Source organism: Burkholderia sp. Ac-20349 (assembly GCF_017104865.1).
GTDB classification, from domain to species: Bacteria; Pseudomonadota; Gammaproteobacteria; order Burkholderiales; family Burkholderiaceae; genus Burkholderia; species Burkholderia aenigmatica.
The window spans coordinates 1-2,967 of sequence record NZ_JAAGPM010000291.1; the positions used below are offsets into that span (position 1 = coordinate 1).

Consider the following 2,967-nt stretch of genomic DNA (forward strand, 5'->3'; position numbering starts at 1 on the left):
GAAGCGAACGCGGTGAACTGAAACATCTAAGTAACCGCAGGAAAAGAAATCAACCGAGATTCCCAAAGTAGTGGCGAGCGAAATGGGATGAGCCTTGCACTCTTTATTTGTATTGTTAGCCGAACGCTCTGGAAAGTGCGGCCATAGCGGGTGATAGCCCCGTAGGCGAAAACAGTATGAAAGAACTAGGTGTGCGACAAGTAGGGCGGGACACGTGAAATCCTGTCTGAAGATGGGGGGACCATCCTCCAAGGCTAAATACTCGTGATCGACCGATAGTGAACCAGTACCGTGAGGGAAAGGCGAAAAGAACCCCGGGAGGGGAGTGAAATAGATCCTGAAACCGCATGCATACAAACAGTCGGAGCCTCGTAAGGGGTGACGGCGTACCTTTTGTATAATGGGTCAGCGACTTACGTTCAGTAGCAAGCTTAACCGTATAGGGCAGGCGTAGCGAAAGCGAGTCCGAATAGGGCGTTCAGTTGCTGGGCGTAGACCCGAAACCAAGTGATCTATCCATGGCCAGGATGAAGGTGCGGTAACACGTACTGGAGGTCCGAACCCACTAACGTTGAAAAGTTAGGGGATGAGCTGTGGATAGGGGTGAAAGGCTAAACAAACTTGGAAATAGCTGGTTCTCTCCGAAAACTATTTAGGTAGTGCCTCGTGTCTCACCTTCGGGGGTAGAGCACTGTCATGGTTGGGGGGTCTATTGCAGATTACCCCGCCATAGCAAACTCCGAATACCGAAGAGTGCAATCACGGGAGACAGACATCGGGTGCTAACGTCCGGTGTCAAGAGGGAAACAACCCAGACCGCCAGCTAAGGTCCCCAAATATAGCTAAGTGGGAAACGAAGTGGGAAGGCTAAAACAGTCAGGAGGTTGGCTTAGAAGCAGCCACCCTTTAAAGAAAGCGTAATAGCTCACTGATCGAGTCGTCCTGCGCGGAAGATGTAACGGGGCTAAGCTATATACCGAAGCTGCGGATGCGTGCTTTGCACGCATGGTAGGAGAGCGTTCTGTAAGCCTGCGAAGGTGTCTCGGAAGGGATGCTGGAGGTATCAGAAGTGCGAATGCTGACATGAGTAGCGATAAAGGGGGTGAAAGGCCCCCTCGCCGTAAGCCCAAGGTTTCCTACGCAACGTTCATCGGCGTAGGGTGAGTCGGCCCCTAAGGCGAGGCAGAAATGCGTAGCTGATGGGAAGCAGGTCAATATTCCTGCACCATTGTTAGATGCGATGGGGGGACGGATCGCGGAAGGTTGTCCGGGTGTTGGAAGTCCCGGTCGCTGCATTGGAGAAGGCGCTTAGGCAAATCCGGGCGCGGAATTCAAGGGTGTGGCGCGAGCTCCTTAGGGAGCGAAGCAATTGGAAGTGGTTCCAAGAAAAGCCTCTAAGCTTCAGTCTAACGATGACCGTACCGCAAACCGACACAGGTGGGCGAGATGAGTATTCTAAGGCGCTTGAGAGAACTCGGGAGAAGGAACTCGGCAAATTGGTACCGTAACTTCGGGATAAGGTACGCCCTTGTAGCTTGATGCCCCTGCGGGCAAAGGGTGAAGGGGTTGCAATAAACTGGTGGCTGCGACTGTTTAATAAAAACACAGCACTCTGCAAACACGAAAGTGGACGTATAGGGTGTGACGCCTGCCCGGTGCCGGAAGATTAAATGATGGGGTGCAAGCTCTTGATTGAAGTCCCGGTAAACGGCGGCCGTAACTATAACGGTCCTAAGGTAGCGAAATTCCTTGTCGGGTAAGTTCCGACCTGCACGAATGGCGTAACGATGGCCACACTGTCTCCTCCCGAGACTCAGCGAAGTTGAAGTGTTTGTGATGATGCAATCTACCCGCGGCTAGACGGAAAGACCCCATGAACCTTTACTGTAGCTTTGCATTGGACTTTGAACCGATCTGTGTAGGATAGGTGGGAGGCTATGAAACCGGAACGCTAGTTTCGGTGGAGCCGTCCTTGAAATACCACCCTGGTTTGTTTGAGGTTCTAACCTTGGCCCGTGATCCGGGTCGGGGACAGTGCATGGTAGGCAGTTTGACTGGGGCGGTCTCCTCCCAAAGCGTAACGGAGGAGTACGAAGGTACGCTAGGTACGGTCGGAAATCGTGCTGATAGTGCAATGGCATAAGCGTGCTTAACTGCGAGACCGACAAGTCGAGCAGGTGCGAAAGCAGGTCATAGTGATCCGGTGGTTCTGTATGGAAGGGCCATCGCTCAACGGATAAAAGGTACTCTGGGGATAACAGGCTGATACCGCCCAAGAGTTCATATCGACGGCGGTGTTTGGCACCTCGATGTCGGCTCATCTCATCCTGGGGCTGTAGCCGGTCCCAAGGGTATGGCTGTTCGCCATTTAAAGAGGTACGTGAGCTGGGTTTAAAACGTCGTGAGACAGTTTGGTCCCTATCTGCCGTGGGCGTTGGATATTTGAAGGGGGCTGCTCCTAGTACGAGAGGACCGGAGTGGACGAACCTCTGGTGTACCGGTTGTCACGCCAGTGGCATCGCCGGGTAGCTATGTTCGGAAGAGATAACCGCTGAAAGCATCTAAGCGGGAAACTCGCCTTAAGATGAGATATCCCTGGGGACTAGATCCCCTTGAAGGGTCGTTCGAGACCAGGACGTTGATAGGTCAGGTGTGTAAGCGCAGTAATGCGTTCAGCTAACTGATACTAATTGCCCGTAAGGCTTGATCCTATAACAAGTCTGTCTCGCGCTGAATACAGCGCGTCGGACTGGTTGGATTCTCGTGTGTGATACACACAACTCAAAATTACTGCTTCTTCCAAGATTGGTTGTGCTGCGAAGCCAGCGCAACAACCCTCTTTGCCTGATGACCATAGCGAGTCGGTCCCACCCCTTCCCATCCCGAACAGGACCGTGAAACGACTCTACGCCGATGATAGTGCGGATTCCCGTGTGAAAGTAGGTAATCGTCAGGCTCCCTAAGCCA

The 2,967-nt window shown here is 52.8% G+C and carries 2 rRNA genes; both read left to right on the plus strand.

The window, feature by feature from the left end:
• Positions 1-2,711, plus strand: a 23S ribosomal RNA gene (locus G3N61_RS38530); the annotation flags it as partial.
• Positions 2,712-2,843: 132 nt separating this feature from the next.
• A 5S ribosomal RNA gene (rrf, locus tag G3N61_RS38535) occupies positions 2,844-2,956 on the plus strand.
• Positions 2,957-2,967: the final 11 nt, after the last annotated feature.